This is a genomic window from Prosthecobacter sp. (genome assembly GCF_044236155.1).
Taxonomy (GTDB): domain Bacteria; phylum Verrucomicrobiota; class Verrucomicrobiia; order Verrucomicrobiales; family Verrucomicrobiaceae; genus Prosthecobacter.
In genome coordinates this window covers 349285-375521 of the sequence record NZ_JBIIHA010000001.1, presented here as the reverse complement: position 1 = coordinate 375521, position 26237 = coordinate 349285, and the positions used below count along the sequence as shown (strand labels likewise).

The following is a 26237-nucleotide window of genomic DNA, read 5'->3' as shown; positions in this document are numbered from 1 at the left end:
CAACCAGGCCGCGTCGCAAAAAAAGCGGAAGGCACAGCCCTCCGCTTCGTCGTGATTTTTCAAGAAACACCAAAAAAACTCATCCTTCCTTGCTGACCACCTTGCCCGTGGAGTCTTCCAGCACGGCGGCTCCAGGATCACGCGTGAGCGGCCAGTAAGCGTCCATATTCAGTTTGAGAGGCGGCTTCATTTCAAATTGCTTGCCATCTTTTGCGGCAAAACCTTGATAAGCGAGCGGCATGAGCGTGACGCAAACGCGCTCCTGGTCAAATTTCTGCACATGAAGAGCCGCGGCAAATGTGTTCTTCTGATCGAGCACCAGAGTGTCACCTGCATGATAAGGATCAGATTCGCCCTTGTTGCCGGGAAGCACGATCTCGATATCGACGTCCTCAATGTCGGTCGAGCGGGCGCGAACCACCCAGCCTTCGGTGATGACATCTCCTGCGGTCAGGGGACGCGCATTCACCACCTGAAAGGTGCCTTTGACATAGAGTGGCTGTTCCTGCTTGTAATTGCGGATGTAAGAGCGCTTCAAGAGATCGTTTTTCACCGCAAGCTGCTCACGGGAGAAAGCATAGAACTCAGCGAGCAAGTCACGTGCGGGGAGGAACTTGCCCTGCGGGACAGTGTAGTTGGTGAACTTGCGCAGCGGGTCCAGTTTGTCGAAACGCGCGAGCACACGGTAATTGAAAGGCTTCTCAGGATGAGCGAAGACCATGATGCTGAAAAACCAGCAGAAGGTGGCGAAGCCCATCAGCAGCGTGATGAGAATGGTCCACCAGAAGATGCCGCCAGAGTCTTTTTTCTTTGAAAAGCTCCCGCCGCCGTAAGAACGGAACTCATTGCCGTCGCTCAGGAATCGAATTTGCATGGCAGAATTGCGAAAATTTTAGTTTTTTATGAAGTCGAATTGTTCAAATTCTACAAGAATGACGGAATTTGAAAAGGAAATTTTGTGAATAAGTTGGCAACAAGTTTGCTTCATTTGTCATTCAAATGTCAGCTGATTGAGGTTCGAAAGACGTGCCGCAACCGCAGCTTCTCGCGGCGTTTGGGTTGCTAAGCTTGAAGCCGGAGTCGGCTAGAGAGTCAACATAGTCGATCTGGCATCCCCGCAGGTAATCCACGCTTGCCTTGTCAACATAAAGGGAAACTCCGTCCTGCGCCTGCGTGAAATCTCCTTCCTGCGATCCGCCCAGAGCCATCACATACTGCATCCCGGCACATCCACCTTTTTCAACACTCAGTCGCAATCCAGTGCCGGCACCGGCATTTTTTGATGCGATGAGTGATTTGAGATGTGCGACGGCGTTGGAGGTGATTGAGATCATGCTAAGCGAACCTATGCGTGAGAAAGGGGGCGGGCAAAGATGTGCTGTGATTGCAAATCGTTACGCGATGTCCAATATGGCGTTTACACGCAGCCAGAGGGCTACGCTGCATAGCGTGCAGTTTATCGAGAATCATGTCCAAAATTCGCATTCTTCCAGACGCTCTCGCCAGCCAGGTGGCTGCGGGAGAGGTGGTGGAGCGCCCAGCGGCCGTGGTGCGCGAGTTGGTTGAAAACAGCCTGGATGCCGGAGCGCGCCACATCGAGGTCCATGCGCAGCGCGGAGGCTCCGCGTTGATACGAATCGTCGATGATGGGAGCGGTATGGACAGGGAGGATGCCATGCTGTGCCTTGAACGGCACGCGACAAGCAAGATACGGACCAAGGAAGATCTCGGTGCGATCTGCACCTTCGGCTTTCGCGGCGAGGCCCTGCCCAGCATCGCCAGCGTGTCGCGCTTCCGTCTCGCGACGAGGGAAAAAGACGCGCTCGTGGGGACGGAGATCGAGGTAAACGGCGGCAAACTCACCTGCGTGCGTGACCATGGGGGTGCTCCAGGCACGGTCATCGAAGCCAGGTCGCTTTTTTTCAATGTTCCTGCACGTCGGAAGTTCCTGCGCACGGAAAACACTGAGTTTTCACATGTGGAGCAGCAATTACGACTGCATGCCATCGCCAATCCCCAGGTGGCCTTCACGCTCACGCACAACGATGAGCTCGTCCTGCACCTCCCCGCCACTCGCGACATGCTGGAGCGTGTCCGAGGGCTCTTGGGTGAGGAGATGGCCTCGCGTCTGCTCAAGGTGGAAGAGCAGACGATCCGTGGCATCACCATTTCCGGCTACATCGGCGGTCCGGGCATGAGCCGATCAAACCGCCAGATGCAGACCACTTATTTGAACGGCCGCCCAATTGAAAGCGCCAGCATCTCCTATGGCCTGCGCGAGGGCTATCACACCGCGCTCATGAAGGGGCAGTATCCGGTGACCTTCCTTTTCATTCAGATGGATCCGCACGCCTTCGACGTGAATGTGCATCCTGCAAAAAAGGAAGTGCGCTTTCATGATGGGAACAGCGTTCGAGAGGCCATCGCGCGCAGTGTGGGCCGAACCCTCGAAAATGCCGCCAAACTGCCTGTGGGGCATGCCCCGGCAGCCCGGACGGTTCTTTCCTTGTCGCAAGCCCCAGCACGTCCAGCACTCTCGATCCCGGAACATCATCAGGAGGAACTCCGCATCTCCGCTGGCCCCTCAAGCGCGCCTTTGCGGCAGATGCCAGCACTTGTAACTTCACCTCCCGAGGAGGAGCCAAAGCTCCCTGCCGCCAGAGCACCGCTCCCGGCAGCAAACGAAGCCAAATCCACCTCCAAACCGGTCGAAAACGCTCCATCTGCATCCTCCGAAACAACATCTCCCTCGGATTTTCGCATCATAGGCGTGCTGCGGAAGCTGTATGTGCTGATGGAGAGCAAGGAAGGCTTGGTGCTCATGGACCAGCATGCGGCGCACGAACGCGTCAATTTTGAAAAGTTCCGCCGTGCGCTCGAAAGTGGCGGCGTGCCCTGCCAGCGGCTGCTGATGCCCATCACCTTGCAAACAACACCTCGGGACGCGGATGTTCTAAGGCAGAATCAGGCGTCGTTGACACGACTCGGCATCGAGATCGAACCCTTCGGCCCAAACATCTTCAAAGTCGAGACGCTGCCCTCTTTTCTAAAAACAGACGACCCCGCGGCTTGGCTTGACCAAGTCATCGAGGAGCTCGGCAGCCTGAGCGCCAAAACCTCCTCTCTCCGCCTCAGCGAGGACGCCATCGCCACCACTGCTTGCAGGGCGTCGGTCAAAAGCAACGACGTGCTCTCCATTCCCGAACTGCAGGCTCTTTTGAAAGACCTTTTCGCTTGTGAAATGCCCTATTGCTGCCCGCATGGCCGCCCCACCTTGGTGCAGATCTCCACCGCCGAGCTGGAGCGAAAATTTGGCCGTCGTGCGCCGGGCTGAAAGCGCGTTTCTCCCAGAGGGTCAATCTTGTGATAAGTCAGGGTGTGGGACGCGTTAAAGGCGCGCAATACCCCAAACCTCCTCATGAACGCTCTTCGCAACGACCTCACACGCCGTTCCTTCGTTTCTAATGCCGCCAAGACCTTCCTGGGCGTCACGGCTGCTCCGCAGCTGCTTACTCGTGCTCTCGCCGCCCCCGGGCAGGGAACCTCACCTCTGAAACAGGCCGCCACCGCCCGCAATGTGATCTATTTGTACATGAACGGCGGCATGAGCCACCTCGACACTTTTGATCCGAAGCCGGACAAGCAGGACATCATGGGGTTAACCAAGGTCATCAATACCAATATCGATGGCATCCGCGTCTCAAACAACATCCCGCTCATTGCCCGACAAATGGACAAGCTGGCCGTCGTTCGCAGCATGATCTCCACCCAGGGCGCGCATGAGCAGGGTCAGTATTACCAGCACACCAGCTACACCCTGCGTAGCAGCATCCGCCACCCCAGCATGGGGGCCTGGCTGCAGAAGTTCCAGGACCGCGGCAATCCAACGCTGCCTGGCAGCGTCATGATCGGCAACGACAGTCGTCATCCTGGCGCAGGCTTCTTTGAGAGCCGCTTCGCGCCGCTCATGATCAACGACCCCGAGAGCGGCATCAACAACGTCAAGACCAACCAGTGGTTCACCGAGGAGCGTTTCAACAGCCGGCTCAATGTCGCCAAACAACTCGACCGTCAGTTTGCGGAAACCTACAACGTCAAAAACGTCCGCGCCTACGCCGACATGTATGATGACGCGCTCAAAATGATGAAGAGCGAGGAATTGAAGGCATTCGACCTCGGCGCCGAGCCTGAGGCCCTGCGCGGAAAATACGGACCCGACCGCTTCGGCCAGGGCTGCCTTCTTGCGCGCCGCCTCGTCGAACACGGTGTGCGTTTCGTGGAAGTTTCCTTCGGCAGTTGGGACACGCATAACGCCAACTTCACCCGCGTGCCCGAACTTTGCGACGAGCTCGACTCAGCGCTCAGCACGCTGCTGCAGGACCTCGATTCCCGCGGCATGTTGCAAGAAACGCTCGTTGTTCTCGCCACCGAGTTCGGCCGCACGCCCGAGATCAATCAAAACGACGGCCGCGACCATCACGCGCCCGGCTTCACCTGCCTGATGGCGGGCGGCGGCATTCGCGGAGGCCAGGTTTACGGCGCAACCGACGAAATCGGGAACAAGGCCGTCGAAAATCCAGTCACCATCCCGGATTTCAACGCCACCATCGCCTATGCGCTCGGTATCCCGCTCGACCAGGTGCTCTACAGCCCGAGCAAGCGTCCCTTCACCGTGGCAGATAAAGGCAAGCCGCTCACCGCTTTGTTCGGCTGAGAAATGCGGCAGGCTCGCTATCAAGATTGGCGCACAGGTGTGTTGAAACGCATCCTCCCGTTCGTGTTGTGTTCAGCACATGGCTCAGGTCCTGCTCCGGCATGAAACTACCGTTTGAGCGCCTGCCGCATCCGTGTATGAAGCGCGCTCCCCGGAGTTTTCTGGAAACCTTTCTTGAAAAATCCCAAATAATTAGCAAAACTTAAATAATTACCCTCTCATGGACGAACTCACCATCGTAGCCGTCGTCGGACGCGAAATCATCGACTCCCGCGGAAACCCCACAGTGGAAGTGGATGTGCAACTTGAAGGCGGTGCCATCGGCCGCGCCGCAGTGCCGAGCGGTGCCAGCACCGGCGAACACGAGGCCCTCGAACTTCGCGATGGAGACAAGAAGCGCTTCCTCGGCAAAGGCGTCCTCAAAGCCGTCGATTCCGTGAACAACGAACTTGCCGACGCCCTTATCGGCACCGACGCCTCCGATCAGGTCAGCCTCGACAAGGCCATGCTGGCTGTCGATGGCACAAAGACCAAGTCGAAGTGTGGTGCGAACGCCATCCTCGGTGTTTCCCTCGCCGCAGCCAAAGCCGCAGCCACCCAGCTCGGCCAGCCGCTTTACAAATACATCGGCGGCCCGAACGCCAAGGTGCTTCCGGTCCCGATGATGAACATCATCAACGGCGGTGCTCATTCGGATGCTCCGATCGACTTTCAGGAGTTCATGATCATGCCAAAAGGCGCTCCCACCTTCTCCGAAGCACTGCGTTATGGCGCGGAGGTCTTCCACGCATTGAAGAAAATCCTTCACGACCTCGGCCTCAGCACCGCGGTCGGTGATGAAGGCGGCTTCGCCCCGACGCTCAAGAGCGCCGACCACGCCCTCGAAGTCATCGCCCAGGCCATCGAAAAGGCCGGCTACAAGATCGGCGAAGACATCGCCATCGCGCTCGATGTCGCCTCCTCCGAATTCTTCGACAAGGCGAAGAACAAGTATGTCTTCAAGAAGAGCGACAAATCCGAACGCACCGCCGCCGAACTCGTCGCCTACTACGCCGAGCTGAAGAAGCAGTTTCCGATCATCTCCATCGAAGACGGCTGCGCCGAAAATGATTGGGCCGGCTGGAGCGTCATAACCAAAGAGCTTGGTGCCACCACCCAGCTCGTCGGCGACGACCTCTTCGTCACCAACGTCGAATTCCTACAGAAAGGCATCGATCAGAAAGTGGCGAACTCCATCCTCGTGAAGGTCAATCAGATTGGCTCCCTCACAGAAACGCTCGACGCCGTCGATCTGGCCCATCGTCACAGCTACACAGCCGTGATGAGCCATCGCTCCGGTGAAACCGAAGATTCCACCATCGCTGACCTCGCTGTCGCAACCAACTGCGGCCAGATCAAAACCGGATCCATGAGCCGCAGCGACCGTATCGCGAAATACAACCAGCTGCTGCGCATCGAGCAGCAGCTCGGTGAAAACGCCATCTACGGCGGTCGCATGAAAGTCTGAGACGCTTATGAACTATCGAGAAGTGCGCGCATCTCTTCCCGAGTCCGGCTGGGAAGGTTGGATGCGCGCCCTTCTCAAGCTTGCCAGGTTCATCTTGTTACTCCTGGTGGTCCCCGTGGTCTATGTCCTATGTGACAACCCGATGGACACACAAACCGCCATGCGTAGCAAACTGGAGCAACTCAAAGATCAACGCGACACACTCAAAGAAAACCGCGACAAGCTTCTGCGTCGCATGGAGTGGCTCAAAAACGACAACTCTTATCTTGAAACCGCTGCCCGCGACCGCCTGAACCTGCAAAAAGAAGGCGAATATGTCCTGCGCTTCGAAGAACCTTGATTAGATATATCAGGTGATAATGTGGTGATGTAGCCGCACTTCGTGAAAAACATTTGTTTGCTCAATGTTTTTCGACGTTCAAGTGGCGCACCCGTCAGGATTCGAACCTGAAACCTTCTGATCCGTAGTCAGATGCTCTAATCCGTTGAGCTACGGGTGCGTTACCTTTCACATTTCCACTGCCCGGAAGCAGCGGGCCACGAAATTAGGCTAGTGAGGAACTTTGTCAATCAGTGTGACGGATTTAATTCAGTCAGCAGGTCGATTTCTCAGCAGGATTGTTCGACTGCATGGGCCACACGCAAAATGGACTCCTCATCAAGAGCTTTGCCAATGATTTGCAAACCGACCGGCAGAGATTTGCCCTCCACTTCGACACCACCGCAAGGAACACTGATGCCAGGCAAGCCGGCAAGGTTCACTGGGATCGTGAACACATCTTCGAGATAAGCAGCAAGGGGATTGTCTTTGAACTCACCTAGCTTATGAGCTGGCATTGGACTGGTGGGCGAGACGATGACATCGACTTTTTTGAACGCCTCGATGAAATCATTCCGAATCAATGTTCGCGCTTTCTGTGCACGAACATAATAGGCATCGTAATAGCCGGAACTCAGCACATAGGTGCCGAGCAAGATACGCCGCTTGACCTCGGAGCCGAACCCTTCGGCACGCGAACACATGTAGTGTTCCATCAAGTCTCTGCTGAGGTCGCTACAATGACCGTAGCGCACTCCATCAAAGCGGGCCAGATTGGCAGACGCTTCCGCAGGCGCGAGGACATAATACGTAGCAACGCCAAGCTCAGTATGGGGCAGGCTGATTTCTTCAATAATAGCCCCCAAAGATTCCAGGCGGCGTATGGCCGACTGAACACTGGCCGCCACTCCGGGATGTGTGCCGGCAATGAAGTATTCCTTTGGCAGACCCACACGCAGTCCTTTGATATCCCTGCCGATTGCTTGGGTGAAGTCAGGAACATCGACAATCAACGAGGTCGAGTCATGCGCGTCATAGCCGCAAAGATGATTCAGAAGCAGAGCAGCATCTTCGACATTCTTCGTTAGCGGACCTATTTGATCAAGCGAGGAGGCGAATGCCACGAGACCAAAGCGGGAAACACGACCGTAGGTGGGCTTGATGCCGACGCACCCGCACAAGGCAGCAGGCTGACGGATGGAGCCGCCTGTGTCGGAACCTAGAGCCGCTATTGCAAGATTCCCAGCCACAGCAGCAGCACTCCCTCCACTGGAGCCACCTGGCACGCGCCCTAGGTCACGCGGATTACGGGTGACACAAAATGCAGAATTCTCGGTCGTCGATCCCATGGCAAATTCATCCATGTTTAATCGACCAAACGGAATGCCGCCGCCATTGCGAATGAGTTGGATGGCCCCAGCATCATAAGGCGCACGGTAGTTCTCCGCCAGAATACGTGATCCACAACTGCAGGGTTGACCGCAAACACTGATATTGTCTTTAACCGCCACAGGAATACCGCCTAGCGGCCTTGTGATGTCAGCCGTTTCCGCCTCGGCAAGCGCTGCCTCGACATCCCAAGAAAGATAGGCGCCGATTTCTTGATTACGCTCTTCTACCGCTTTGGTTATATCGAGCAAAATATCACGTGGCTTAATCTCACGGGACAAGAGTTGTTTGCGCAATTCGGCAATCGAAGATGAAGCGAGCATGAGATGTGGTAAGACAGCAGGTGGCGCTACTCGATCACCTTGGGGATTTGAAACTGGTCGGCATGTCGCTTGGGCGCGTTGCTCAACGCCCTTTCCTGGTCGAACCAAGGATACGCCTCATCTACACGCAGCATGTCATGAACTGGCATGGCGTGCGCAGTTGGCTCCACTCCTTGCAGATCATAACGCGAAAGGGTATCTATATAAGACAAGATGCCCTCAATTTGGGAGCGATACCGGCCTATTTCCTCATCCGTAAGCCGCAGACGCGCCAGTTTTGCTATGTGTTGGATTTCTATGGAGTGAGATTCGGGCATAGGAACCTGACCTCATTGGCAGCAGAGTCTATCCTTTGCAAAGAAAAAGGCGCAGTCCGCAAACAGACTGCGCCACGAATTCTACTTCACAATCAAATCACCACCCTTGAGACCTTGAATACGAGGCTTCAGAGCGATAACCTAACTCTGGGGCGAACTGCGTGTAGCCCCACCAGTTGTCGAGAACTTCTTTGTGATGATAAGGTGCGCGATAAGACATCTTCCAACTGGGCACAGGGAATGTGATGGTTTCATAGACACCATAAACAGCCCGAACCAACGTTCGTTTAGTTCCTTCAACTAAAAAATCAGATGCGCCAGCAATAGCTCCTTCAGACTGATTGCTCCTTCTCCAAGTCGTTGGATATTCCAGCCATCCAAACAGGATGTTACCAACCCCCCTGCTTAACTTTCTGCTCCATGTATTGTGATGTCCGGGCGGAGACTGAATGTCTCCATAGCTGCTGTTGGTGACAGCGAAGGCGGCAACGACGAGAATTAAAAAAAGATTTTTCATGCGCAGGGTAAGGATTAACAAAAATAGAATGCTTTTGGCAACCCCTTTGTTCAGCTTTTTTGTTGGTTCCGCATGCGGCGCCACGCAGCACGGTGATTAAGCGCCCATTCATTGAGGGCTTGTTCAAAACCGATATCTTGCCCCTCCCGCTCGCTAGCCAGCCACTTTAAACGTTGAATTTCCTCCTGCTCGGCAAGGAATTCACCATAAGGAGTTCCCGAGGGGGCGTGCAGCATGGAATTGTTCATATTTTCATCTTTCTGAACATTCTCTGTCTTTCAATAAACAGCTTTTTTGCCGTAAACCTCCAGCACAAATGGCCGGACAGGATAAACCCGCGGTTTTTTTAGGCAGCTCAAAGAAAGCAAATGACAAAAACTCGGCACCCCTTATATACTAACTGTTTCCACCACACAACCACACGTTTATGCCGGAGTAGCTCAGTGGTAGAGCATCGCATTCGTAATGCGAGGGTCGCGGGTTCAAATCCCGCCTTCGGCTCCATCAACATGTGTTTGCCATGACCAAACCGAGCACCGCCGATAATTATCCGCCTCGCCGCAGCCGCGCCCGGCGACGCGAGGCTATGATCAACGCAGCGGCAACAATTCTGGGATGCATGGCCTTGGTGGTCATGATCGCCACAGTCGTAAGAGTGGTGATGATCAAATTGTGGGAATCTGCCAAGGTCAATCCTGAATACGTTCAGTCTGTTTACGACAGTGATCTTGACAGCAAATGGTCGGGGAAACCCGTTGAACAGCCATCCCTGCTTGCCTCGCAGGCGAATACGACACCTTCTACGCAGCAACCTCATGCCAACTCCGTGCCTTCTGCTATCAGCACTGCTACCAAAGATAATCTTCCGCAAACATCTTCATCGATCATCGACATTGAATCCAAAAGGTCGCAAATCGAATCCACTGTACGTGGTTTTTTCGAGGCGGACGGGCTTGAGCAAAAGCTTGCATTCGCCCGCGATCCTCAACGCGTCCGTCCGCTGATGGAAAATTACTATCGCCATCATCCTCAGGATAATTATTCATGGAGAGGGATTGGTTGGATTCTGCCGGTGGATGAACCGGGTTATCGCCTGGCTTATGCGCAGGCTCTCTTTTCAAATACTGCGCCAGTAAGCTTGATCATTGAGGAACAAGAATCTGGTGGTTTCCGGGTTGATTGGGAAAGTTCCGTTCGTTATGGCGAATTAGACTGGGCGGAATTCATCAGAACCAAGCCCGAGTCGCCCAAATTGTTTCGTGTGATTGCATCCAAGCCACGCCATACGCCGTCGGCTGAGGAAGCTCCGCAGAACACCGAGGTTATTGAAATCAAACACCCTGATGGTGAAGACACTCTTTATGCTTGGTTTGATCGCCAAGACCCCAGATTTCAGCCTCTCGTCCAGCAGCTTCAAACAGGCAATTGGAAGGATGTTCCTTTAACCCTGCGGCTATGCTATCCTGGCCGTGCAGGCAGTGGCAAAAGCGTGAAAATAGCCGATGTCGAAGGCAAGGGATGGCTAATCTTGCAAGGAACCAGGAGCTAGACTGTGAGTAAATCCAAGAGCACAAAGAAAAAGGCGGCCCAGGGAAAGGCCAAGCCTGCGGCACGTGTCAAATCCAAGCCAGCCGCCAAAAATAAGGTGGCAAAGCCTGTGGAGAAGAAAAAAACAAAGTCCGCGACGACGAAGAAAACACAGCTTCTAAAGAAATCGCCTTCGGCCAGAGGATCCACGTCGAAAAAGCCCGCTAAAGAAAACGTGGCCTCAAAGCCTGCCGCCCCCAAAAAACCTGCGAGCAAGGCCCCGGCTAAGAAACCTGTTACAACGGCCAAACCTCAGACATCCAAGCAAAAACCAGCCAGTAAGACTGCCTTCAAACCACAGGCATCTGCCAAAACAGATGCATTGCCTGCCAAGGACACAACATCTGCCATCGCAACTTCCACAGTTGCAGTTTTGGCGCCCGCAGTTTCTTCGACAAAAAAAACTTCAACACCTCTTCCAGCGGCTGGCCCGACGAAATCCGGCGCCCTGTTCTACGACTCCCACATGCACACCCCCCTGTGCAAGCATGCCTGGGGCGAACCCGAGGAATATGCCCAGCAGGCGCTGAAGGCTGGCCTCAAAGGCATCATCTTCACATGTCATTGCCCGATGCCCGATGGTTTCTGGCCAACCGTCCGTATGTCAGAGGGCGAATTTGACACCTATCTATCCCTCGTCCAGCGGGCCGCTGATGCTTTCAAGGGTAAACTCGACATTCGTCTCGGAATCGAGAGCGAGTATTTCCCTGGCTACGAGGACTACATCTCCAAGCTTCATCAACGCGCCGAGTTTCATTATGTCCTTGGCGCCGTTCACTGGCAGGCCAAGGAATACCTGAACAAGTTCGAAACAGGCACCATCGAGAATTTCCGCCGCACCTACTTTGATCATCTCGCCAAATCCGCAGAATCCGGCCTTTACGACTGCCTGGCACATCCTGACCTGGTCAAAAACTATCACCCGGACTCCTGGTGCTTCGCCATCGTCAAGAACTCCGTTGCGACAGCACTTGATCGCATCGCCGCCACGGGTGTCGCCATGGAATTGAACACCTCAGGTCTCAACAAGAGCTATTCCGAGATGAATCCCGGCAACGAGATGCTTCGCATGATGGCCGAGCGCAAAATTCCCGTTGTCCTCGGTTCCGACTCGCATCGTGCTGCCCGTGTAGGCGAGCATTTTGTCACCGCCCTCAACAACCTGACTGAATCAGGCTACGAAAAGGTCAGCTACTTCCTCAATCGCCAGCGCATCGATCTCAAGATCTCCGATGTGCTTGCCAGCTTGAAAAAAGCCGCCGACCACAACGCGTAAGCAACAGAGAACCTCGAACTGAAAACATGCGAGTCGGCATCGGCTACGACGTTCATCCCTTTCAAGAAGGCCGCCCGCTTGTGCTCGGCGGTGTCACGATCCCCCATGACCGCGGCTTGAAGGGCCATTCAGATGCCGACGTGCTGAGCCACGCCATCGCCGATGCCGTGCTCGGTGCTCTCGGCGAACCCGATATCGGTCACTGGTTCCCGCCCACCGATCCGAGCATCGAAGGCATTAGCAGCCTCAAAATTCTCGAAAAATGCGCCCAAATTGCCGACCAGAAGGGTATGTGCATCGAAAATGTGGACGCGTCACTCATCGCCGAGGCCCCGCGGGTCAAACCGCACGCCACAGCGATGAAGCAGCACATCTCCACCGCACTCGGCATTCAGCCTGATCAAGTCGGTGTCAAGGCGACCACCAACGAACGCCTCGGCTTCGTCGGTCGTGAGGAAGGCATCGCCGCCATGGCCGTCGCCTGCGTCAGCAAGAAATAACTCTGCGGAAAGAACCTGCTTGGCGGCCTCGTGTTCCCAGCCACACTGGAATTCTCCATTCTGGTTTCGTCATTTGCATTTCTCTCTCCCATGTCCGACACTGCCGCCGCCTCCGCCCTCGTCGAAAATTTCCAAAAGCTCAAAGCCGCGCTCGCCCGGCGCATCGTGGGACAGGAGGCCGTCATCGAGCAGGTCTTCATCGCCATCGCTGCGGGCGGTCATAGCCTCCTCGAAGGCGTTCCCGGCCTCGCGAAGACGTTGCTGGTCAAATCGCTTGCCGACGCGATGCACCTCAGCTTCCGCCGCATCCAGTTCACGCCCGATTTGATGCCCGCGGACATCACCGGCACGGAAATCATCCAGGAAGACGCCGAAACCGGCCGCCGAAAGCTTGTTTTCCAGCGCGGCCCTATTTTCAGCCAGATCATCCTCGCCGACGAAATCAACCGCACGCCGCCGAAGACTCAGGCCGCTCTGCTGGAGGCGATGCAGGAAAAGCACGTCACGGTCGGCCAGGAAACCTTCGAGCTTCCGAAGCCCTTCTTCGTGCTCGCCACGCAGAACCCCATCGAGCAGGAAGGCACCTATCCCCTGCCCGAAGCGCAAAAAGACCGCTTCCTTTTCCTTATCAAAGTGGATTACCCCACGCGCGACGACGAACGCAACATCATTGCCCGCACCACCGGCACCGATTCGCAGGACATCGATGCCGTCATCACCGCCGAGGACCTCCAGGCCGCGCAACAGCTCGCGCGTAAAGTGCCCGTGCCGGATCACGTCATCGATTTCGTGCTCGACCTCGTCCGCGCCACGCGCCCGAATGAACCCACCGCCTCGGAGTATGTGAAAAGCATGCTCAGTTGGGGTGCCGGCCCGCGTGCCAGCCAGATGCTCGTCCTCGCCGGCAAAGTGCGCGCCCTTCTTCAAGGCCGCACGCACGTCACCATCGACGACATTGAGGCCCTCGCCGCCCCTGCCCTCCGCCACCGCCTCGTCCCCACCTTCCACGCCGAAGCCGAAGGCATCACGGTGGATCAAATCATCGGTGAGTTGATCAAGACGACTAAGAAGAGCGAAGCGCGAGTGCTTTGAGCCGCCATCAAATGACGAATGAGTAAATCCGAATGACGAAATAAGCCCGAATGCCCAAGTCCGAAAAACTTCGCATCGCTCCGCCGCGCTTTCGTCATTCGAACCTCGTCATTCCTTCGTCATTCGGAATTCGTCATTCGTCATTCCTCCCCACCAACACTTTCCGCCCCGCATTACCGTCCCAGTGGCTACCCTGAGCGACATCCTCCACGCCGAAGACATCACGAGCCTGCAGCATTTGCAGCTCTTCGCGCGCACCGTCGTGGAGGGATTCACCACGGGGCATCACGCGTCGCCGCACAAGGGGTTCAGCGTCGAGTTCCGCCAGCACCGGCCTTACGTGCAGGGCGATGAGATCCGCCGCCTTGACTGGAAGGTCTTTGGCCGCAGCGACCGCTTTTACATCCGCGAATACGACGAGGAGACCAATCTGCGCGCCACCATCGTGCTCGATGCCAGTGGCAGCATGAATTACCGCGGCGGCAAAGACATCCTGAAGTTCGACTACGCGCGCAAGCTCGCCGCATCCCTCGCCTACCTGCTCATGAGCCAGCAGGACGCCGTCGGGCTCGTCACCTTCGACAGCAAGGTGCGCGACATCATTCCCTGCCACACGAAGATCACGCATCTGCACGTGCTGTTGGAGACGATGATCAAAACTGCGCCCGGCAAGGACACCAGCCTCGCGCCGGTCATCGAATCGCTCGCCCAGCGCCTGAAACGCCGTGGGCTTGTGATCCTCATCAGCGACTTCTTTGACGATCCGGCAGCCATTTTGAAGGCTGTCGGCATCCTCCGACGTAAAGGCCACGAAGTCATCGCCCTCCAACTCTGGGATCGCGACGAAATCGACTTCCCCTTCGGCAACTGGGCCCGCTTCGAGAATCTGGAGAACGATGAGGACTTCCTCCTCCTCGACCCTGCCACGGTGCGTCAGCGCTACCTCGAAGTGCAGCAGAAATTCGCCACCGACCTCAAGGAAGGCTTCCGCAAGCACCAGATCGACTACTTGAACCTCCCGACCGACGAATCGCACTCGATGGCCTTGAGAAACTACCTCGCGCTTCGCATGCGCTGAACCGCAACAATGACGAAACCAGAATTCCGAATGACGAATCAAATCCCAATGCCGAATGACGACACCTTCGGCATTCGTGCTTCGTCATTCATTCGTCATTCTGAATTCGTCATTCGTCATTCCCGCCCGCCCCAATGACCTTTCTTAACATTGCTCTCCTGGCGGGCGCGGCCGCATTCTTGATTCCGCTGCTTATTCATCTGCTGAACAAGCGGAATGTGGTCACTGTGCGCTGGGGCGCGATGCATCTGCTGCACGAGGTCATCCGGCAGCGGAAACGCAAAATGAAAATCGAGCAGCTCCTGCTGCTCATCACGCGCATCAGCATTCCCATCATTCTCGCGCTCTGCCTCGCGCGTCCGGTGCTCACCGCTCTGCGTTCGCTCGGCATGGGCAGTTCGTCGCTGATCGTGATGCTGGATGATTCGTTCTCGATGCGTGCCCCAGCTGAAAAAACGGCCACACCGGGCGCCAGCGTCGCTGACACGGCACGCCACGATCTTCAACAAATCACCGAAAGCCTTCCCGGCGGCTCCGCGGCGCAAATCGTGCTCAGCGGCGGCACGCCACGCAAGTTGCTCGATCAACCGACCACCGCGCTCGATCTCGTGCCAAAGAAGCTCGCCGAGGTGCCGTCAATGTCCGGCCCGGTTTCGGCCAATGACGCGTTTCAGGCCGCCACGAGCGCTTTGAAGGATACACCGAACGCCGCGCGTGAAATCGTCGTCGTGTCCGATTTCCAAGAAGCCGACTGGAAAGCCATCGCGGACGGCGCGGCGCTCCCAGCGCTCGAAAACCTCTCCAAACAGGAGCCGAAGCCGCAAATCACCTTTTACCGCATCGGCAGCGATCTCGCCGAAAACCTCAGCATCTCCTCCGCGGACCTCTCCGCGCTCGTCGCAGCCGAAACACAGCCCATCGGCGTGCGCGTGCGCATCAAGAACCACGGCAAAAGGCCCTGGCAGGACATTCCCTTGCATCTGGAGGCCGATGGTGCCCGACTCCGCACCGCACGCGTTTCCCTCGCGCCGGAAGGTGAGGCCGTTTTGAGCTTCACGCATGCTTTTGACAAGGTGGGCGATCACTCACTGTCCGTGCGCCTCGAAGGCGACAGCTTCAGCGATGACAACGCCTTCCACAGCGTCGTGCAGGTGCGCAATCAGCTCGATGTGCTGCTCATCGACGGCAAGCCCGGCTCCACGCCGCTCGAGGGCGCGGCCGATTTCCTCGAACTCGCCCTCACGCCGCACACCGCCGCCGCGAACTCGCTCAAAGACCTCATCCGCACGCGCAAAGTGGACCTGCGCAAGCTCCGCCGCGATGACTACAAAACGGCGGAGGTCATCATCCTGGCCGATTGCCAGCGCATCCAAGGCAACGACCTCGCGGAACTCGACAAGTTCGTCAAAGCCGGTGGCGGCTTGCTCATCTTCGCCGGAACCGAAATCGACATCGACTACTACAACCGCGAGCTCTTCCGCAAAGGCGAGGGCCTGCTGCCCGCCGCGATCAAAGGCATGGCCCGCGCCGAGATCGCCGACTCGCCCGCCCGCGTGCTCATGCAGCGGCTGACGCATCCCAGCGTGCTCTATTTCAACGACGCCCGTGGTGGCCGACTGCAGGACGCGGAGTTTCGCAGTTGGATCGAGTTCGCCCCGCCGCCGAACGAAAACACGCAGCGCATCCTCAGCCTCGACCGCAATGCACCGCTGCTCCTCGAAAAGAAACTCGGCCAGGGCCGCGTCATCGCCTGCGCCACCACCGCGAACGCCGAGTGGACCAATCTGCCGCTGCAGCCCTTCTTTGTGCCGCTCATGCAGCGCCTCACGACCTACCTCGCCACCGAGGGCAGCGCACCCGCGTGGCAGATCGTCGGCTCCACGCTGCGTGTGAACCTCGAAAAGGCCGAACTCGGTGCTGAATTCACCCTTCGCGATCCCACCGGCCAAGCGCAGACTTTGAAGACCCAGCAGGAAGGCGACAAAGTCTTCGTCCAAAGCCCGCCCATCGCGCAGCCCGGCATCTTCCAGCTTCAACGCGTCGGAAGCGACAAGACCACCTTTCACGCCTTCAACACGGACAACACCGAATCCGATCTGAAGCCCCTCCCCGCCGATCAAATCAAAAAAATCGCCGACCGCCATGAGGCCAGCTTCGCCGATTCGCTCCCCGGCTACCAAGCCCTCGACCGCACCCGCCGCCACGGCAGCGAACTCTGGCAGCCACTTCTCATCGCCTTGTTAGCGCTGCTGTTCTTCGAAGTCTTGCTGCAACAACGCATCGCACGAGGTTGATGCCATGAAAACCACGATGTTCACCGCTTGTCACTGCTGGATCGCATGCCTGCTGCTCGCGCAGACATTATTGCATGCCCAGCCTGCGCAAGATGATAAACTCATTACGGCGCAGCAATCCGATTTGATGGTTCTGACGAGCGTGTTGAAAACCTATCGAGTGGAGAATGTTCCCGCTTCAAAGGCTCTGGAAGAGATCTGGATTCAAGCCACTGGCAAGCCGCCACAAGTCCTTAACCCGAAATGGACACCATCAAAGTCGCAGCCAGAGCCCAAAATCCGGCTTGATCTCAAGGATGTGCCTGCGCTTGAGATTCTGCGTTTCATATCAGAACTCTCAGCCAGCAGTTGGGAAATCTCGGGATGGGACGGGGCGGCACTTCGTTTGGAATTGACCCCGTTCATAGGCTTCGATGACCGCTCGTTGATGGTATCCGTCAAAGTTGCGGACATCAGCCGCGAGGGAGCAAAGCTGCTTGGCTTACGGCGGGGCATGTCCTCATCGGAGGTCATTCAATCGCTCAGCAGGTTCGGACTTCGGTTTGAAAAAGAAAAACAGCCTGCGGCAGCATACAACGCCGACGACGGTCGCATAGCAGCCATTTTGCCCATGGGTGAAGGCGATTATCTGGCCGCGCTTGCGCGGCTGGCTGATAGCGGCCAGCTCCGTCCAGTGAACTCGAAATAGCATGGTCGAAACGAAATGTCTTCTGAGTCTCCATCTCATACAAACTTGTCACGGATCACTGCTGATCCAGAAGTTTGTCACGGCAAGCCTGTCATTCGCGGACTGCGCTACCCTGTCGAGTTCATTCTCGAATACCTTGCTGCGGGCGACAGCTTCGATGATGTACTCGCTGAGCTTCCAGATTTGGAACGCGAGGATTTGAATGCATGCATCGAGTTCGCAGCGATACCAGCAAGACGCACTTAAGCCCACATGAACCCCATCACCGAAACCACCCTGCGCTTCACCGGCGGCTACCCGCCGCTGCCGGTGATCGTGATCGCGTTGGTTCTCGCGATTGCGATGTGGTTCCTATATCGCCGGGAGTTGAAGTTCGTGTCTTCGCGTTTTGCGAAGCTGCCAGCGCTGCTGCGCTCGCTGGCCGTGTTCATCCTCGTTTTGGCGCTCGCCGGGCCGGTTCTGCGGCATGTGACGACGTTGCGGCAGTTGGGCCGTGTCGTCATCGCCGTGGACAGTTCGGCGTCCATGCAGCTCAGCGACGACAGCGACGAAAAGTCGGCCAAAACACGCTTCCAGCGTGCCGAGGACCTGCTTTTCAAAGGCACCACGCCGCTGCTCAAGAAACTCGCCGCAACGCAGGATGTCGAACTCGTTGCGTTGCGTGGCAACAACACGCAGCGGCTCTGGTGGCATCGCCAAAACGGCAAAGACACCTCGGGCGAGCTTCCCACCGCGTTTGAACTGCCTGCGAAGACACCGATCACTAATCTCGACCAAACGCTGCGCACCGCGCTGGGGCCTGCGACGGCGGGAACGGCGCTCGTCGTGCTCACCGATGGTCAGCACAACACGACTGGCTCGCCGGAAGAGTTCAGCACGGCCTTGAAGGCCAGCGGCACGTCCATCTTCACCATCGGCTTCGGCACCGAGGTGCCACCCGCTGATTTGTCACTGCTGGAGGTCAATGCGCCCGAGTCCGTCTTCAGCAAAGAGAACTTCCAGGGTCGCCTTTCGATCAACGACAGCATGCCCGCCGGCATCCCCGCCACCGTGCGCATCGAGAGCCAGGGCAAGGTGCTGTGGAAAAAAGACTTCAACACCGACGGCAAAGGCGAGAAAACCTTCGATTTCCTCTTTCCCGTGGCCGAGCTGCCGCCACCCGCACCCGGCCAGCGTGACAAGACCTTGCGCAGCGTGAACATCCAAGTCGCTGCGAGCGGTGATCGTGCCTCGCTCGAAAAAACGCGCTCCAACAACGCCCGTGAGCTTGCCATCCACCTGCTGGAGAAAAAGCGCAAAGTGCTCATCGTCGATGGCCGCCCGCGCTGGGAAACGCGCTACATTCACAACCACTTCGACCGTGATGAGCGCTGGCAGGCCACGCTGATCTTCGACGACCTAGCCGATGACGCCGGCAAGGGCAGCTTGCAGCGCGATTTCCCGAAAACACGCGACGACCTGCTCAGCTACGATCTCGTCATCCTGGGCGATGCCGCGGTGAATCGCTTCAAGGCCGAGAACCTCGACTGGCTCGTCGAATTCGTCGAAAAACGCGGCGGCGGCCTCATCATGATCGACGGTCAACGTGGCAAACTACACGAGTGGGCGAATGGCAAAACCGCCTCGCTCATCCCCGTGCGGTTTGGAACGACCCGCATCAAGAATCAAGCCTCCAACATCGAACTCACCACCGACGGCCAGCGTTTCGACGCGCTGCGTCTCAGCGACAGCCCCAGCGCGAACGCCACGCTGTGGCCCACGCTGCCCAAGGTGAACTGGCACTCCGCCATCGAGCCGCTGCCCGCCGCCATCACGCTCGCGAAAGCGCAGCAGCCCACGATTGTCTTCCGTCAGGTCGGCGCTGGTGCCGTGCTATACCTCGGCACCGACGAACTTTGGCGCTGGCGCTTCCAGGTGGCCGATTTGTATCACCAGCGCCTGTGGATGCAGCTCGGCGCTTGGATCGCCGCTCCGCCTTTCCAAATCGATCAAAAGAAGATCGCCGTCGGCACCGACCGCCTGCGTTACTCGCCCGGCGAAACCTCCGAGATCCGCGTGCGCGTCCGCAATGACAAAGGCGACATGGTGACTGACGCGCAACCGCGCGCCTACCTGCTGCACGACGGCAACGACGTCGCCACGCTTCAGCTTGAGCCCGATCCGACGCATCCCGGCATCTACCGTGCGCTCACGCCGCCGCTGAAGGCCGGCACGTATGAAATCGCCGTCGCCGAAGGGCCCAGCGCACCGCGCAGCGACGCGCGCCTCTCACTCCACGTCTCCGACCTTGGCAATCCCGAGTGGGCCACGCTCACCATGAACCGCCCGCTGCTCGAAACGATGGCACAAAACAGCGGCGGACGCTTCCTGCGCGAAGAACAGGCCGCCACCGACCTGCCAAACCTCCTGCAAAACATGGACCGCAAGCAGGTCATCACCAAGGAGACCATCTTGTGGAGCAGTTGGTGGTGGTTTGGCGCGGCGATCCTGCTGCTGACTATCGAATGGCTCATGCGGAAGCGGCTCAAGCTTGTCTGATCATGTCCGCTTCGCCTGATCGCTCCCAGCTTGCCGTCCGCGTGACACCCAATGCGAAGAAATCCGAGTTTGCAGGCTGGACCGCCGATGAAAAGGGCCGCCCGGTGCTGCTGGTGAAGCTCAACGCCCCGCCGGTCGATGGCAAAGCGAACACGGAGTTGATCAACTTCCTCGCCAAAGCCCTCGGCTGCCCCAAAGGCCAGATCACGCTGCTGCGCGGCACGTCGAGTCGGCAGAAGTCACTCGAACTGCCAGCGCTCGCGCTGGAAAAGCTGCCGAAGTGACCGCAGAGCCAGGCCGTGTTTGAAAACCGACGCGAGCGGCCCGCTGAGGGATGGTTGGAGTCTGTTGTTCACGCTTTAGCGTGGGAAAACGCAGGACACGCTAAAGCGTGAACAACGTACCCGCCGGTTTTCAACCACGGCCTATCCGCGTGCCCGCTCGAGCAAATTCATCATCAGGAATCCCAGCAGCAGAGCGAGTTGCTCGCCCTCGTCCGCCGCGCCCGCAGGCTCAAGCTTGAACAGCCCTTCCCAAAAAGCGGGCTGCTTCGTCAGACGCATCACCGGGGCATCCCCGGCGACGCGGGCGGCCGTGTAGCTCGGATGCAGCATGTATCCGGCGAACATGCCCACGACGGGAATCCCACTCACCAGGCCATCAAGAAACTTGACCCAGGCGCTGTCCTCCTGAACCGAAAACGTGGGAGATTGGGCTCCGGGGGCAAAGACATCGTAGTGCGCCTTCCAGAGCGATTTCATGCCGCGCCGGCCGATGGCACCGATAACCTGGCCGTTCGGCGCCTTGAAGGTGTAGCGCGCCGACCAGTCGATGATGCGGTCCGCTTCAATCGTCGCCATAAGCTGCTGCATCGTGTCGTCGGTGAAGACCTCGACCTTTTCGCGGAAGCGGAAGAGCTTCTGCTTCACATAACAGATCGTTTTACCACTGGCATCCGTCACATAGATCTGCGGAGCGAGGGCGATGAGCTTGAAGCGGAAAGTGACCGGGTAGTTCATGAGACCGCCAAAGTGGCCTCAATCAACGCGCTGGCAAGCTGCCAAGCAGCGCTTTCGCACACGCCACCGCAAACTCCGGCGCGTTGATCTCGCAATCCATCTCGATGAGCGGGATGCCGGGGCGCAGATGCTGCTTGATCGCGCCAAACAAGGCTGCGTCAGCCGCAGCATCGTAAAACGGCTTTCCAGCGGCGCTGATGATGCTGATGGCTTTGAGCGGCAGCAGCACGGTGACCGGACCACGATAAGCGTTCGCCTTCTCCGCGAGTATGCGGCCGAGTTCGGCGCATTCGGCGGCGTTCGTGCGCATGAGCGTGACCTGCGGATTGTGAATGTAGAAGGTGCGACCGTCGAATTTCGCCGGAACGGTGGCCTTCTCGCCAAAATTGACCATGTCGAGGCATCCGGGCGTCACGATGGCGGGGATGCCTGCTTTGCCCGCCGCATCAAGTCGTGTCGGGCCGGCACCGAGGATGCCGCCGACGAGTTCATCGGCCCATTCGGTCGTCGTGACATCGAGAACGCCCGCGAACATGCCGCTTTCGATCAGCGACTCCATGATCCTGCCGCCGGTGCCGGTGGCGTGGAAGACGAGTACTTCGTAGCCGGCGTCTTCGAGGATTTTCTTCGCCATGTTCACGCACTCCGTCGTGTTGCCGAACATCGACGCGGCAATCAGCGGTTTGTCATCGGCCACAGGCACCGCCGTTTCCACCATGCCGCAGATCGCACCGGCCGCACGGGCCAGCAGGACTCGGGAGATGCGGTTCATGCCGCTGACATCGACGATGCTCGGAAACATGACGATGTCCTTCGTGCCGACATACGGCGCCACATTGCCTGAGGCGAGCGTGGAGACCATCACCTTCGGGAATCCGACCGGCAGCGCCCGCATCGCCGCCGTACCGATGGCCGTGCCGCCACCGCCGCCCAGGGAGATGACGCCCTGCACCCTGCCGCTTTCGACCAAGGCCGACAAAAACGTCGCCGCAGCGCCCGCCATGGCCGTCACGGCTTCGCCACGGTCTTTTCGCGCCATGATGCCTGCGAGATCGACATTCCCAGCCGCCGCGACTTGTTCGCGTGTCACATCCGGCTTCACCTGCGGCACTTCACCGCTGCCGGTGTCGATGAGCAGCGTCTGGTGGCCGCGTGAGCGGATGATATCCGCCACGTAGGCGTGTTCGTGACCTTTGGTGTCGAGTGTGCCGAGGACTGCGATGGTTGCCATGGTGGCAGGATAAAAGCAGCCGCGGAAAGAACAGCAACCGTTTCACACCAGCGGCTATCCGCCGTCCACCGGCTCAGCCAAGCATCCTCTGCTTCAATTCCGCCGTCGGCATCATGCAGGCGTCGTGTTTGCCGAACCAGCGGTAGCGGTTGCGGGCGATAAAGAAGTAAACGGCGTCCCGCAGCGCACGCGGCCATGGTTTGACGAGGCCCGCGAGTTTCCAAACACCTCCCAGCGTGCGGGCGATCTCAAGGGCAGCATCGCTGGCCTTGAACGCACCGCCTGGGGTAAGAAAGAGCATCGAATCAGGCTTTTCGGGATCGAGTCCCTGGCGGCGGTAGAGTTCGCTGCCAAGCGGACTCTGGATTGGAGCGAACTTGATCTTCCGTGCCTGATCATGCCGGACGACGAAGCGCACGCTGGCATTGCAGAGATGGCAGACACCATCAAAGAGCATCAAGTGGTCGCTGCTGGGATCGTAAGCGGACATGGCTAATCAACATTACGCCGGGCATGGTCCGCCGTCGCGGTCGAAATCCAAAATAGGTAGGCGAGAATGAGCAGTGTGCCGAAACCGAGGCTAAAACCCCAGGTGTTTGCGTGCTGCAAGGGATCGAGGACGCGGGATGCGATGTCACTAAAAAGCAGATGTGGCCTGCGGAGAACATCCCAACTGTTCCAGCGCTCAAAACGGCCGAGATAGACGCCAAAGCCGCTCAAGCCCAAGGAGCCGAGCACCACGCTCCAGGCGGTGAGACGTGAAAATCTCGCGGCGAACCAATGCTGGATGATCTGCAGTGACTGGAAGCCCAACCAGAGCGAGACGAGTGCAAACGAGAGCAGCATGAGAAGATCGAGCCACAGCGGAACGTGGGCGTGATTGTGGGGTGTGAGGTGAATGAGGTCCGTGAGGACGTAGGGCGCGTTCGGGAAGAACAGCAGCCACGCGGCGAGCAATGGTGCCGCGAGGACGGTGCGGTTCGTTTTCGCCACTCCAAGGCTGAGGCCAAGCGGAATGACTGCGAGGACGAGGTTCCAAAGCAGGAATGCGTAGTTGTGCCGTTCCGCGAGGTGCATGCGCACATTGAGCACGAGACAGCACCAGAGAATGGCGAGGAGATTGAGAAGCAGGACGCGGCGGGACATGCGTCGAAAGTGCGGGATGAGAAGCGCCACGGCAAGCGAACGGCGGCTTTGTGGAGATGAATTCACACGCGCTTCACGCCAGTTTCATCGAAGATACTCAGTGTGTGCCGAACACACGATCCAGGAAGGCCATGACACGGTCGTTTTGATTGAATCCGCCGATGAAGCTGTGTCCGGCACCGGGAACGATGAACAGCTCGGTGCTGACACCGGCTTTTTGCAGGGCTTCATGGAGCTTCTGACTGTGTACCGGCGGGACAACGGTGTCGCGATCTCCATGGCAGATGAAGAAGGGCGGATCGGTCTTGTCGATGTAGGTGATCGGGGACGCCTGTTGCACCTCTTTGCGCCGAGACTGAATGGGGCCGCCGATGAAGCGTGAAAGTGTATCACCGGGTTGTGATGTGCCGTAGAGTCCGAGGTCGGTAGGGCCGTAGAAATCAACGACCGCCTGCACAGCGCTCGACTGGTTAAGGTGCGGGCCTTTCTCGAACGTTTTTTCACCATGGCTGGTTCCCAGCAATGCAGCCAAGTGCCCTCCAGCGGAGGCCCCAACGACGGCAAAGCGCTTTTCATCGAGGTGGAACTTGGCAGCATTGGCCCGCAGCCAGCGCACGGCGGCTTTGACATCCTGGATTTGAGCCGGGAAGGCCTCCTGCGTCGAAAGCCGGTAGTTGAGGCTGGCAAGCGAGTACTTTTTGGACCAAAGCAGCCCGATCACCGCCGGGTTTTCTTTGCTTCCCATCTCCCAGCCGCCGCCGTGAATCCAAATGACGAGCGGATTCTTCTGCCCTGCCAATTCGTAAAGATCTAGGCGATGCTTCGGATCGCGATCTTCAATGTAAGCTTGGTCGCGATGCAGGGTGATTCCCGAAGGCAGTTGCTGGGCCTGGGCTGTGATCGGGACCGTGAGGAGCGTCAGTGCGATGAGCAGAAGGTCGAGTTTCTGTTTCATGGGAACGATTTACGCCGCGCGGCGTTTGGTGGATTTCGCGGCCTTGAGCTGCCCGCAGCCGGCGGCGACATCGATACCGCGACGTTGACGAATGGTGCAGGGGAAACCGGCGTCTTGCAGGATGCGGTGAAAGGCGTCTGCAGCGGCTTCGCTGCTTTCCGTGCCGGTGTAGCCTTCGGTGCGGTTGAGCGGGATGAGATTGACGTGGGCGTCGAGGCCGTGAAGCAGCTCCGCGATGCGTTTCGCATGCTCAGGCGTGTCGTTGACGCCGTGAATCAAGGTCCACGCGAAGAAGATGCGGCGGCCGGTTTGCGCGTTGTAGGTACGGCAGGCGGCGATGAGATCGGCCAGCGGCCAGCGCTGATTGGCAGGGATCAATTTTGCGCGTTCCTCCTCCGTGGCGGCGTGGAGGCTGACGGCGAGGTTGTAGGGCCGGTTTTCCGCCGCCATGCGCAAGATGCCGGGCACGACGCCGACGGTGGAGACGCTGATCTTGCTGGGGCCGATGTTCAGACCGCGCGTGTCGCAGATGATGTCGAGCGCGGTCATCACCGCGTCGTAGTTGTGCAGCGGCTCGCCCATTCCCATGAACACGAGATTGCGCAGTCCCTTCTCACCGGCGGCACGCACGATGCGCTGGGCATGCAGCACCTGGGCGACGATCTCACCGGGCCGGAGATGCCGCACGAATCCCATCTGGCCAGTGGCACAAAACACACAGCCCATCGCGCAACCGGCCTGGGTGCTGACACAGGCGGTGTGGCGACCGGTGTAGCCCATGATGACGGTTTCGATCTCCTGACCGTCGGCCATGCGCAGGAGAAATTTCCGCGTCAAACCATCGCTGCTCGGCGTGTCGGATGTGACTGGCGGCACGTCGAGCATCCAGGAGCCGTCGCCGAGCACTTTCGTGAGCCATTTGCGCAGCGGTGGCGCAAGATCTTCACGGGCGAGAGGATCGGCCATCGCCCGGAAGTGCAGCGTGTTCCAAAGCGTGCCTGCATGCGCCGGACGCAGGCCTTCGGCCACCAGCACATCACGAAGCTGGTCGAAGCTCAGGTCATGGAGCGAGCGAGGCATGAGGAGGGCGGACGAATTCAGTTCAGGAATGGATTCTCCAGTCGCTCGCGCCCGATGGTAGTCTCATCGCCATGTCCGGGAAAAACGCGGGTAGCATCTGGCAGGGGGAGGAGTTTCGATTCGATGCCGCTGAGGAGCAATTCCGTGGAACCGCCGGGAAAGTCCGTGCGGCCGATGCCGTCGAGGAAAAGCACATCGCCGCCGAACAGCAGATGCTCACATGCGAGAAGAAAGCACACGCTGTCCGGCGAGTGACCGGGTACATGGTGGAGCCGCCATGTTTCACCAGCGGCTTCCAGCGTGTCCCTGCCCTCCAGCAGCTCGTCCACCTCGAAGGCGGGCACTTCAACAAAAGTCCCCGTCACCATGCCGAACAGCCGCTCCAGCGTCAGTTCCCGCGAGAAGGGGGCAAAGGCATAGACATGGCAGCCGTGGTCCGCCTTCACCGCCGCGGCATCCATGACATGGTCAAAGTGCTGATGCGTGAGGAAAAGCACGTCCACGCGCACCTTTTGCCTGCGCAACCATGCGGTGGCCCCCTCCGGCGCATCCACCAGCACCGTGCCACCAGGCAGGCGGAGGAGATGGGCGTTCGTGGCGGCAATGCCGCCGGTGTAGGTGGAGATTTCGGACATGGGATGCCGAAAGACGGGAAAGCGTTGGACAT

Annotated in this window: 27 protein-coding genes and 2 tRNA genes; 15 read left to right on the top strand and 14 right to left on the bottom strand. The window is 58.2% G+C overall.

Annotated features, from left to right (window positions below; genetic code table 11):
- Nucleotides 1-79: 79 nt before the first annotated feature.
- Complete coding sequence (locus tag ACILSE_RS01545; protein ID WP_395715577.1) at nucleotides 80-874, bottom strand: hypothetical protein; 795 nt, start codon at nucleotides 872-874, stop codon at nucleotides 80-82.
- A 121-nt stretch (nucleotides 875-995) separates the two neighbouring features.
- Nucleotides 996-1334, bottom strand: coding sequence for a HesB/IscA family protein (locus ACILSE_RS01540; protein WP_395715576.1), 339 nt, complete (start codon nucleotides 1332-1334; stop codon nucleotides 996-998).
- Between the two features lie 134 nt (nucleotides 1335-1468).
- Here ACILSE_RS01540 and mutL point away from each other — a divergent pair, with 134 nt between their 5' ends.
- The 4 genes from mutL (at nucleotide 1469) to ACILSE_RS01520 (ending at nucleotide 6561) form a co-directional block, all read left to right on the top strand.
- Entirely contained in the window at nucleotides 1469-3334 is a 1866-nt protein-coding gene (gene mutL / locus ACILSE_RS01535) for a DNA mismatch repair endonuclease MutL (RefSeq protein ID WP_395715575.1), read from the top strand.
- Nucleotides 3335-3418: 84 nt separating this feature from the next.
- Complete coding sequence (locus tag ACILSE_RS01530; RefSeq protein WP_395715574.1) at nucleotides 3419-4714, top strand: DUF1501 domain-containing protein; 1296 nt, start codon at nucleotides 3419-3421, stop codon at nucleotides 4712-4714.
- A gap of 220 nt (nucleotides 4715-4934) precedes the next feature.
- Entirely contained in the window at nucleotides 4935-6221 is a 1287-nt protein-coding gene (gene eno / locus ACILSE_RS01525) for a phosphopyruvate hydratase (RefSeq protein WP_395715573.1), read from the top strand.
- 94 nt (nucleotides 6222-6315) lie between these two features.
- Nucleotides 6316-6561 (top strand): septum formation initiator family protein, encoded by a 246-nt coding sequence (locus ACILSE_RS01520; protein ID WP_395715572.1) that lies wholly within the window; start codon nucleotides 6316-6318, stop codon nucleotides 6559-6561.
- A gap of 83 nt (nucleotides 6562-6644) precedes the next feature.
- Here the strand turns inward: ACILSE_RS01520 and ACILSE_RS01515 are convergent.
- The 5 genes from ACILSE_RS01515 to ACILSE_RS01495 form a co-directional block, all read right to left on the bottom strand.
- Nucleotides 6645-6721: transfer RNA gene (locus ACILSE_RS01515), tRNA-Arg, on the bottom strand.
- 109 nt (nucleotides 6722-6830) lie between these two features.
- Nucleotides 6831-8252: an Asp-tRNA(Asn)/Glu-tRNA(Gln) amidotransferase subunit GatA gene (gene gatA, locus ACILSE_RS01510; RefSeq protein WP_395715571.1), complete on the bottom strand. Its 1422-nt coding sequence runs from the start codon at nucleotides 8250-8252 to the stop codon at nucleotides 6831-6833.
- A gap of 26 nt (nucleotides 8253-8278) precedes the next feature.
- Entirely contained in the window at nucleotides 8279-8569 is a 291-nt protein-coding gene (gene gatC, locus ACILSE_RS01505) for an Asp-tRNA(Asn)/Glu-tRNA(Gln) amidotransferase subunit GatC (protein WP_395715570.1), read from the bottom strand.
- A gap of 97 nt (nucleotides 8570-8666) precedes the next feature.
- Complete coding sequence (locus ACILSE_RS01500) at nucleotides 8667-9086, bottom strand: exosortase system-associated protein, TIGR04073 family (RefSeq protein ID WP_395715569.1); 420 nt, start codon at nucleotides 9084-9086, stop codon at nucleotides 8667-8669.
- 50 nt (nucleotides 9087-9136) lie between these two features.
- Entirely contained in the window at nucleotides 9137-9322 is a 186-nt protein-coding gene (locus ACILSE_RS01495; protein WP_395715568.1) for a hypothetical protein, read from the bottom strand.
- A gap of 193 nt (nucleotides 9323-9515) precedes the next feature.
- On the opposite strand from ACILSE_RS01495, the gene ACILSE_RS01490 reads away from it, so the two are divergent.
- The 11 genes from ACILSE_RS01490 to ACILSE_RS01440 all read left to right on the top strand — a co-directional run bounded on the left by ACILSE_RS01490 (nucleotide 9516) and on the right by ACILSE_RS01440 (nucleotide 20423).
- A tRNA-Thr gene (locus ACILSE_RS01490) sits at nucleotides 9516-9590 on the top strand.
- Nucleotides 9591-9606: 16 nt separating this feature from the next.
- A complete protein-coding gene (locus ACILSE_RS01485) occupies nucleotides 9607-10635 on the top strand; it encodes a hypothetical protein (RefSeq protein ID WP_395715567.1) in 1029 nt (342 codons plus the stop codon).
- Between the two features lie 3 nt (nucleotides 10636-10638).
- On the top strand, nucleotides 10639-11949 hold the full coding sequence (locus ACILSE_RS01480) for a histidinol-phosphatase HisJ family protein (protein WP_395715566.1): 1311 nt from the start codon (nucleotides 10639-10641) through the stop codon (nucleotides 11947-11949).
- A gap of 26 nt (nucleotides 11950-11975) precedes the next feature.
- On the top strand, nucleotides 11976-12449 hold the full coding sequence (gene ispF / locus ACILSE_RS01475; protein ID WP_395715565.1) for a 2-C-methyl-D-erythritol 2,4-cyclodiphosphate synthase: 474 nt from the start codon (nucleotides 11976-11978) through the stop codon (nucleotides 12447-12449).
- Between the two features lie 90 nt (nucleotides 12450-12539).
- Complete coding sequence (locus tag ACILSE_RS01470; RefSeq protein ID WP_395715564.1) at nucleotides 12540-13541, top strand: AAA family ATPase; 1002 nt, start codon at nucleotides 12540-12542, stop codon at nucleotides 13539-13541.
- 184 nt (nucleotides 13542-13725) lie between these two features.
- A complete protein-coding gene (locus ACILSE_RS01465) occupies nucleotides 13726-14619 on the top strand; it encodes a DUF58 domain-containing protein (protein WP_395715563.1) in 894 nt (297 codons plus the stop codon).
- A gap of 134 nt (nucleotides 14620-14753) precedes the next feature.
- Nucleotides 14754-16913 carry a BatA domain-containing protein gene (locus tag ACILSE_RS01460; protein WP_395715562.1) on the top strand — a complete coding sequence of 720 codons (2160 nt, stop codon included), beginning with the start codon at nucleotides 14754-14756 and terminating at the stop codon, nucleotides 16911-16913.
- A gap of 4 nt (nucleotides 16914-16917) precedes the next feature.
- Entirely contained in the window at nucleotides 16918-17601 is a 684-nt protein-coding gene (locus tag ACILSE_RS01455) for a hypothetical protein (protein WP_395715561.1), read from the top strand.
- A 45-nt stretch (nucleotides 17602-17646) separates the two neighbouring features.
- Complete coding sequence (locus ACILSE_RS01450; RefSeq protein WP_395715560.1) at nucleotides 17647-17847, top strand: DUF433 domain-containing protein; 201 nt, start codon at nucleotides 17647-17649, stop codon at nucleotides 17845-17847.
- Between the two features lie 6 nt (nucleotides 17848-17853).
- Entirely contained in the window at nucleotides 17854-20139 is a 2286-nt protein-coding gene (locus ACILSE_RS01445; RefSeq protein ID WP_395715559.1) for a VWA domain-containing protein, read from the top strand.
- Between the two features lie 2 nt (nucleotides 20140-20141).
- On the top strand, nucleotides 20142-20423 hold the full coding sequence (locus ACILSE_RS01440) for a DUF167 domain-containing protein (RefSeq protein ID WP_395715558.1): 282 nt from the start codon (nucleotides 20142-20144) through the stop codon (nucleotides 20421-20423).
- A 141-nt stretch (nucleotides 20424-20564) separates the two neighbouring features.
- On the opposite strand, the gene ACILSE_RS01435 is transcribed toward ACILSE_RS01440, so the two are convergent.
- The 7 genes from ACILSE_RS01435 to ACILSE_RS01405 form a co-directional block, all read right to left on the bottom strand.
- The gene (locus tag ACILSE_RS01435; RefSeq protein ID WP_395715557.1) at nucleotides 20565-21158 is read right to left on the bottom strand and encodes a hypothetical protein; all 594 of its coding nucleotides are present in this window, start codon (nucleotides 21156-21158) and stop codon (nucleotides 20565-20567) included.
- Nucleotides 21159-21180: 22 nt separating this feature from the next.
- Complete coding sequence (locus tag ACILSE_RS01430) at nucleotides 21181-22389, bottom strand: Tm-1-like ATP-binding domain-containing protein (RefSeq protein WP_395715556.1); 1209 nt, start codon at nucleotides 22387-22389, stop codon at nucleotides 21181-21183.
- Nucleotides 22390-22462: 73 nt separating this feature from the next.
- A complete protein-coding gene (locus ACILSE_RS01425) occupies nucleotides 22463-22879 on the bottom strand; it encodes a thiol-disulfide oxidoreductase DCC family protein (protein ID WP_395715555.1) in 417 nt (138 codons plus the stop codon).
- 2 nt (nucleotides 22880-22881) lie between these two features.
- Nucleotides 22882-23535 carry a DUF1361 domain-containing protein gene (locus ACILSE_RS01420; RefSeq protein WP_395715554.1) on the bottom strand — a complete coding sequence of 218 codons (654 nt, stop codon included), beginning with the start codon at nucleotides 23533-23535 and terminating at the stop codon, nucleotides 22882-22884.
- A 97-nt stretch (nucleotides 23536-23632) separates the two neighbouring features.
- Nucleotides 23633-24490 (bottom strand): alpha/beta hydrolase fold domain-containing protein, encoded by an 858-nt coding sequence (locus ACILSE_RS01415; protein ID WP_395715553.1) that lies wholly within the window; start codon nucleotides 24488-24490, stop codon nucleotides 23633-23635.
- Nucleotides 24491-24499: 9 nt separating this feature from the next.
- Nucleotides 24500-25570, bottom strand: a complete 1071-nt coding sequence (gene rlmN, locus ACILSE_RS01410) for a 23S rRNA (adenine(2503)-C(2))-methyltransferase RlmN (protein WP_395715552.1) — start codon at nucleotides 25568-25570, stop codon at nucleotides 24500-24502.
- Between the two features lie 17 nt (nucleotides 25571-25587).
- Nucleotides 25588-26205, bottom strand: a complete 618-nt coding sequence (locus ACILSE_RS01405) for an MBL fold metallo-hydrolase (protein ID WP_395715551.1) — start codon at nucleotides 26203-26205, stop codon at nucleotides 25588-25590.
- Between the last annotated feature and the right edge of the window lie 32 nt (nucleotides 26206-26237).

What these genes read in the sequence shown, in the direction of transcription:
- ACILSE_RS01500 (WP_395715569.1), bottom strand. Translation starts at nt 9,086, where the DNA reads ATGAAAAATCTTTTTTTAATTCTCGTCGTTGCCGCCTTCGCTGTCACC.
- ACILSE_RS01460 (WP_395715562.1), top strand. Translation starts at nt 14,754, where the DNA reads ATGACCTTTCTTAACATTGCTCTCCTGGCGGGCGCGGCCGCATTCTTG.
- ACILSE_RS01470 (WP_395715564.1), top strand. Translation starts at nt 12,540, where the DNA reads ATGTCCGACACTGCCGCCGCCTCCGCCCTCGTCGAAAATTTCCAAAAG.
- gatA (WP_395715571.1), bottom strand. Translation starts at nt 8,252, where the DNA reads ATGCTCGCTTCATCTTCGATTGCCGAATTGCGCAAACAACTCTTGTCC.
- ACILSE_RS01430 (WP_395715556.1), bottom strand. Translation starts at nt 22,389, where the DNA reads ATGGCAACCATCGCAGTCCTCGGCACACTCGACACCAAAGGTCACGAA.
- rlmN (WP_395715552.1), bottom strand. Translation starts at nt 25,570, where the DNA reads ATGCCTCGCTCGCTCCATGACCTGAGCTTCGACCAGCTTCGTGATGTG.
- ACILSE_RS01445 (WP_395715559.1), top strand. Translation starts at nt 17,854, where the DNA reads ATGAACCCCATCACCGAAACCACCCTGCGCTTCACCGGCGGCTACCCG.
- mutL (WP_395715575.1), top strand. Translation starts at nt 1,469, where the DNA reads ATGTCCAAAATTCGCATTCTTCCAGACGCTCTCGCCAGCCAGGTGGCT.
- ACILSE_RS01420 (WP_395715554.1), bottom strand. Translation starts at nt 23,535, where the DNA reads ATGTCCCGCCGCGTCCTGCTTCTCAATCTCCTCGCCATTCTCTGGTGC.
- ACILSE_RS01455 (WP_395715561.1), top strand. Translation starts at nt 16,918, where the DNA reads ATGAAAACCACGATGTTCACCGCTTGTCACTGCTGGATCGCATGCCTG.
- ACILSE_RS01415 (WP_395715553.1), bottom strand. Translation starts at nt 24,490, where the DNA reads ATGAAACAGAAACTCGACCTTCTGCTCATCGCACTGACGCTCCTCACG.
- ACILSE_RS01540 (WP_395715576.1), bottom strand. Translation starts at nt 1,334, where the DNA reads ATGATCTCAATCACCTCCAACGCCGTCGCACATCTCAAATCACTCATC.
- ACILSE_RS01485 (WP_395715567.1), top strand. Translation starts at nt 9,607, where the DNA reads ATGACCAAACCGAGCACCGCCGATAATTATCCGCCTCGCCGCAGCCGC.
- ispF (WP_395715565.1), top strand. Translation starts at nt 11,976, where the DNA reads ATGCGAGTCGGCATCGGCTACGACGTTCATCCCTTTCAAGAAGGCCGC.
- ACILSE_RS01530 (WP_395715574.1), top strand. Translation starts at nt 3,419, where the DNA reads ATGAACGCTCTTCGCAACGACCTCACACGCCGTTCCTTCGTTTCTAAT.
- ACILSE_RS01405 (WP_395715551.1), bottom strand. Translation starts at nt 26,205, where the DNA reads ATGTCCGAAATCTCCACCTACACCGGCGGCATTGCCGCCACGAACGCC.
- ACILSE_RS01440 (WP_395715558.1), top strand. Translation starts at nt 20,142, where the DNA reads ATGTCCGCTTCGCCTGATCGCTCCCAGCTTGCCGTCCGCGTGACACCC.
- eno (WP_395715573.1), top strand. Translation starts at nt 4,935, where the DNA reads ATGGACGAACTCACCATCGTAGCCGTCGTCGGACGCGAAATCATCGAC.
- ACILSE_RS01425 (WP_395715555.1), bottom strand. Translation starts at nt 22,879, where the DNA reads ATGTCCGCTTACGATCCCAGCAGCGACCACTTGATGCTCTTTGATGGT.
- gatC (WP_395715570.1), bottom strand. Translation starts at nt 8,569, where the DNA reads ATGCCCGAATCTCACTCCATAGAAATCCAACACATAGCAAAACTGGCG.
- ACILSE_RS01435 (WP_395715557.1), bottom strand. Translation starts at nt 21,158, where the DNA reads ATGAACTACCCGGTCACTTTCCGCTTCAAGCTCATCGCCCTCGCTCCG.
- ACILSE_RS01495 (WP_395715568.1), bottom strand. Translation starts at nt 9,322, where the DNA reads ATGCTGCACGCCCCCTCGGGAACTCCTTATGGTGAATTCCTTGCCGAG.
- ACILSE_RS01545 (WP_395715577.1), bottom strand. Translation starts at nt 874, where the DNA reads ATGCAAATTCGATTCCTGAGCGACGGCAATGAGTTCCGTTCTTACGGC.